The 513-nt window shown below is 33.3% G+C and carries 2 pseudogenes; both read right to left on the reverse strand.

What is annotated here, in order from left to right:
• Positions 1-204 (reverse strand): annotated as a pseudogene (locus JR005_RS14845) (peptidase); the annotation flags it as partial.
• 137 nt (positions 205-341) lie between these two features.
• Positions 342-513: pseudogene (locus tag JR005_RS14850) on the reverse strand (alpha/beta hydrolase); the annotation flags it as partial.

A 513-nucleotide genomic window follows, 5' to 3' on the forward strand; every position in this document is an offset into this window, starting at 1 on the left:
AGCATCAAAATGATGAACATCACTATCATCAATGCCTAAATCAATGGTCGTTGAGGTTTTGCGTTGAATGCCGTACACAATATTGCCTTCATGGTGTTCGATATTAATTACGCTATGACCCGCAGCACGATAGGCATGAACGGTCTCGCAATATTCAAGATCTTCGAAATCATGAGTCACTAAAGCTGCAATTGTTTTTGACATCTCTATACTCCCTTTTCAGGAAGGTTTTTATAGGAACTTATTACAATACGACTTGATTAAAAAAACAACATTGATGCTTTGTAGTGAAAGCGTCATTAATTGTAATTTTATGATCAAAGTGATTGATTTTTAAGTATTTAATTTTCATCAAATAATTTTTCGCAATTCTCAGTACTGTTACATGCAGCAAATAAAATCGCTTTAGGAAGACTGGCGTACATATTGGTAATGTGTTGTTCGGTAGGATGATTAAAATGCCAATAATGAAGTTGAGCTGATTTTAATGTTTTAAAATCTTCAAAGAAATTG

The sequence above is a fragment of the Acinetobacter sp. Colony158 genome, assembly GCF_019264745.1.
GTDB classification, from domain to species: domain Bacteria; phylum Pseudomonadota; class Gammaproteobacteria; order Pseudomonadales; family Moraxellaceae; genus Acinetobacter; species Acinetobacter ursingii.